This is a genomic window from Methylobacterium sp. WL7, assembly GCF_008040085.1.
GTDB lineage: Bacteria > Pseudomonadota > Alphaproteobacteria > Rhizobiales > Beijerinckiaceae > Methylobacterium > Methylobacterium mesophilicum.
Genome location: NZ_VRVG01000227.1, coordinates 1 through 4,208, shown reverse-complemented (window position 1 = coordinate 4,208; position 4,208 = coordinate 1). Strand labels below are relative to the sequence as shown.

The following is a 4,208-nucleotide window of genomic DNA, read 5'->3' as shown; positions in this document are numbered from 1 at the left end:
GGGTGGGCCGGCCGTCAGGCCGGGTCGGGAGAGGGGAGCCCGGGCTCAGGACATGGCGCGGCCGGCATGACGGGCAAAGCTTGTTTCTGCGCCGTCGCTCCCCTTTTGCGGGACTTCGTCCCGGCCCGACCGCCTTCGCGGGCCACCCTCCCCCTCTGCGGGGGAGGGAACGCGCGTGTTGGCCTCGGACAGATGTATTTTGCGGCCGCGAACCATCCGGACTGCGATCTGTGAATCCGGTAGCTCGTGCGGGGTAGGGGCCCCGCGCTCCATCCTGCGCCCGCGCCGCCCACACCGATGCGGGCATCCGGTGGCCGCTGCGGGGGCGGGACGCTAGCGCTGCCCGCGCCGGAGCAGGAACACCCCCTGGGCGCCGAACAGGTTCCAAACCCACCAGGGCATGGAGAAGCGCATCGGCCGGCCCCGGCCGTCCAGGGCGGTGGCGGTCTCGATCTCGGCGCCGATGAGCCGGCACAGGCCGACGAAGTCGCGGATCGTGCAATGGTGGATGTTGGGCGTCTCCCACCAGGCATCCGGCATGATCTCGGTGACCGGCATCCGGCCGCGCAGGGCCAGCTCCGAGCGCACCCGCCAATGCCCGAAATTCGGGAACGAGATGATCACCTGCCGGCCGATGCGCAGCAGGTGCTCCAGCACGATCCGGGGATTGCGGGTCGCCTGGATGGTCTGGGACAGCACGACCACGTCGAAGGCGTCGTCCGGATAGTTCTCCAGGTCGGTGTCGGCGTCGCCCTGGATCACCGACAGGCCCCGGGCCAGGCAGGCGTTGACCCCGTCCCGGGACAATTCGATCCCGCGGCCGTCGATGCCGCGCCGGTCGCGCAGCAGCGCCAGCAGGGAGCCGTCGCCGCAGCCGATATCGAGGACGCGGGCGCCCGCCGGCATCAACCCGAGCACGACGATGTGGTCGACGCGGGCGCCGCCGCCCTCGGCGGTGCGGGGGAGGGTGTCGGTGGATTGCCACGGCGCGCCGGGGGCGGCCTTGCCCGAGGAACCCTTGAACAGCATCGAGCCGCTCATAGGCCGCGGGCCCGGGCGGCGGCGTCGATGAAGCCCCGGGCGGCCGAGAACATCGCCGGCTCGTCGAGCAGGAAGGCGTCGTGGCCCTTGTCGGTCTCGACCTCGACGAAGGCGACCGGGGCTGCGGCGGCGTTCAGGGCGTGCACGATCACCCGGGACTCGGAGGTCGGGAACAGCCAGTCGGAGGTGAACGAGATCAGGCAGAACCGGGTCTTGATCCCCCGGAACGCGTTGGCCAGCGCGCCGCCATGGTCCTCGGCGAGGTCGAAATAGTCCATCGCCCGGGTGAGGTAGAGGTAGGCGTTGGCGTCGAACCGCTCGACGAAGCTCAGGCCCTGGTGGCGCAGGTAGCTCTCGATCTGGAAGTCGGCGTTGAACGAGAAGGTCGGGGCCGAGCCGCCCTGGAACCGCCGTCCGAACTTCCGGTGCAAGGCCGGCTCGGACAGGTAAGTGATGTGCGCGCCCATCCGGGCGACGCCGAGCCCCTTGGACGGCCGTGTGCCCTCCTCGAGGTAGCGCCCGTCCGCCCAGGCCGGGTCGGCCATGATCGCCTGCCGGCCGACCTCGTGGAACGCGATGTTCTGCGCCGAGTGGCGCGGGCCCGTGGCGATCGGCATCGCGGCGAAGACCCGGTCGGGATAGAGCGCCGCCCATTGCAGCACCTGCATCCCGCCCATCGAGCCGCCGATGCACAAGAACAGGTCGCGCACGCCGAGCCGCTCCAGCAGCATCATCTGGGCGCGGACCATGTCGCGGATCGTCACCAGCGGGAAGTTCAGCCCGTAGGGCCGCCCGGTGGCGGGATCGATCGAGGCGGGGCCGGTGGAGCCCATGCACGACCCGATCACGTTCGAGCAGACGACGAAGTAGCGGTCGGTGTCCACCGGCTTGCCGGGGCCGACCAGGGTCTCCCACCAGCCGGGCTTGCCGGTGAGCGGATGCGGATGGGCGAAATACTGGTCGCCGGTGAGCGCGTGGCAGATCAGCACCGCGTTCGTGCCCGCTTCGTTCAGGGTGCCGGCGGTCTGGTAGGCGATCTGGAAGGGCGCGAGCTCGACGCCGGCGTCGGTCAGCAGCGGCGCGTCCGCGCCGAACCGCATGACCAGGCTTTTCGGGTCGAGCGCCTGCGAAGGCTCCGACAGGCGCCCGGTCGTCTCGTCGATCGGGTCCGGCCGCAGGGCCGTGTCCGGTTGGGTATCCATGCGGGACTTGACGACCGTGTGTCGGCGATCCCGGTCCGCGGCAGGGGGCGCGGTGTCGCGAGACCCGCCCCACTCGCCCGACGCGGCCAGCGAGACCGGGAGGTAATGCGCGCGGCCGCGAGCGTCAACGCGCGCCCATCGCGGAGCGGGACTGGTTCAGGCGAGCGGCGCCGCCATCAGCGCCAGCCCGAGGGCGGGAAGGCCGAGCGCCAGGACGGCCCTCGCGTCGAGCCGGTCGGCGCGCACGCCGCCGCGCCAGCTCCGGCTCGCGACGTTCTCGACGCAGAGCCCGGACAGGACGAGCGCGCACCCGACGATCGCCTGGATCGAAACCATGGAAACCTCATCGCGCCGGCCGCGCGACGGAACGCGGCCCAGGATCACGGCTGGGGAAGTGCGCGGGGGGGCCGCAGGTTCCTCCGAATCGCCGCCGGGGCGGTCATACCTTTGGCCCCCCTCCGGTCGCCCCGCGCCTGCCCCCGGCCTCAGCGGATCGCGGTCGCGCAGGCGGCGAACACCATCGCGGCCCCGACCACCGCGATGCAGCCGTTCGCCCACGGGGCGGCCTCCGCCCGGCGCAGCCGACAGTCGGCGGCCACCGAGGTGAGGATCCCGATCAGGAACAGGCTGCAGGGGATCAGGTCACCGGGCATAGGGATCCGTCCAGAGGAACGCGGGACGCGACGCGTCCGACGCGGCCCCTTCTCTGGGATCAACAGGCCGAAACGTGGCGGGTGCCCCGCGGCATTTGCGCGTCGCCGCTGTTCCGCGGGGCGGAGGCTCCCGGCCGCGCCGCGGAGCCTTTCGGCTGCCGCGCGCGCTCCCGGACGGTCGGGCTCAGAGCTTGGCCGCGGCCGGCGGACCCGAAAAGTCCTCGGGGCCCATGTCGAGCAGGTCGTTCGGGGTCGCGGTCTTGTCGTAGGCGGCGCTGGCCGCGGCCTCGATCGCCGCCTGGTTCCGGGCGAACAGGTCGAGGGGTGCGAGGTCGGCCCCGCCGGCGAACGTCTGGCGCAGAACCGGGATCGGAACGTCGATCCCGATCACCCGCTCGCCGTTGGTCATGGCGAACCGGATCAGGTTGTCGTCGGCGGCCAGGATGTGGGCGCCGCCGTCCAGGTAGCGGGTGAGGGGCATGGGAGCGGTCCTTTCACGGTCCAGTCGCGGACCAATGAGGTAGGGCGCCGCGCTCCCGCGTGAATGGACCCGGATCGCCCGACCGGCGGGGTCCGGGCCTTCCTGGACTCGGCGCACGAAACAACATATATGTTGCATCGCGTGTGCCCCGGGAGGATGCAACGGATGCGTCGCTCCGCGTGAACAGCAGCCAGGCCAGGCGCTTCCTCGCCCGCCATGGATGCAGCTTCGAGCCCGGCAAGGGCGGCCACCTGATCGTCCGCCGCGAGGGCCGGATGTCGGTGCTTCCGCAGCATGGCGGCGCGAAGGAACTCGGCACCGGGCTCTGGAAGAAGATCCTGAAGGATCTGGATATCAAGGATTAGGAGCGATGCTCAGGTATCCCGTGACGCTGACCCCGGACGCCGACGGAACCCTGCTGGTGACCTGCCCGGACCTCCCGGAGGTCACGAGCTTCGGCGAGGGCTCGGCCGACGCGCTCGTCCACGGCGCGGATGCGGTGGCGACAGCCCTCAAGGGGCGCATCACTGCACGACAGCCGGTCCCGCCGCCCGGCCCGATCAACGGCCACGCCGTCGCCCTGTCGGCGCTCACGGCCCTCAAGCTCGAACTCTATCGGGCGATGCTGGAGACCGGCATCCGCAAGGCCGATCTCGTCGGCCGGCTGCGCGTGCACCCGCCGCAGGTCGACCGGCTTCTCGATCTCGACCACGAATCCCGCCTGAGCCAGATCGAGGCGGCGCTGACCGCCTGCGGGCGCGAGATCGTCGTGGCGACCCAGGCCGCCTGAGCCGGCGCGCCGCAAGGCCTATCGCCCTGGGGTCCAGGCGT

At 71.6% G+C, this 4,208-nt stretch carries 7 protein-coding genes; 2 read left to right on the top strand and 5 right to left on the bottom strand.

Annotated features, from left to right (window positions below; all coding sequences use genetic code 11):
* Positions 1 to 333 precede the first annotated feature (333 nt).
* From metW to FV233_RS28340, 5 genes are all read right to left on the bottom strand, one after another.
* Positions 334 to 1,029, bottom strand: coding sequence for a methionine biosynthesis protein MetW (gene metW, locus FV233_RS28355; protein WP_147856208.1), 696 nt, complete (start codon positions 1,027 to 1,029; stop codon positions 334 to 336).
* A gap of 8 nt (positions 1,030 to 1,037) precedes the next feature.
* A complete protein-coding gene (locus FV233_RS28350) occupies positions 1,038 to 2,243 on the bottom strand; it encodes a homoserine O-acetyltransferase (RefSeq protein WP_147899512.1) in 1,206 nt (401 codons plus the stop codon).
* A 156-nt stretch (positions 2,244 to 2,399) separates the two neighbouring features.
* A complete protein-coding gene (locus FV233_RS28345) occupies positions 2,400 to 2,579 on the bottom strand; it encodes a hypothetical protein (RefSeq protein ID WP_147899511.1) in 180 nt (59 codons plus the stop codon).
* Between the two features lie 149 nt (positions 2,580 to 2,728).
* The gene (locus FV233_RS30720; RefSeq protein WP_187278257.1) at positions 2,729 to 2,896 is read right to left on the bottom strand and encodes a hypothetical protein; all 168 of its coding nucleotides are present in this window, start codon (positions 2,894 to 2,896) and stop codon (positions 2,729 to 2,731) included.
* Between the two features lie 184 nt (positions 2,897 to 3,080).
* Complete coding sequence (locus FV233_RS28340; protein ID WP_147899510.1) at positions 3,081 to 3,377, bottom strand: hypothetical protein; 297 nt, start codon at positions 3,375 to 3,377, stop codon at positions 3,081 to 3,083.
* A 179-nt stretch (positions 3,378 to 3,556) separates the two neighbouring features.
* Here FV233_RS28340 and FV233_RS28335 point away from each other — a divergent pair, with 179 nt between their 5' ends.
* Positions 3,557 to 3,742 (top strand): type II toxin-antitoxin system HicA family toxin, encoded by a 186-nt coding sequence (locus tag FV233_RS28335; protein WP_147857627.1) that lies wholly within the window; start codon positions 3,557 to 3,559, stop codon positions 3,740 to 3,742.
* 5 nt (positions 3,743 to 3,747) lie between these two features.
* Positions 3,748 to 4,167, top strand: coding sequence for a type II toxin-antitoxin system HicB family antitoxin (locus tag FV233_RS28330; RefSeq protein ID WP_147899509.1), 420 nt, complete (start codon positions 3,748 to 3,750; stop codon positions 4,165 to 4,167).
* The last annotated feature ends 41 nt before the right edge of the window (positions 4,168 to 4,208 follow it).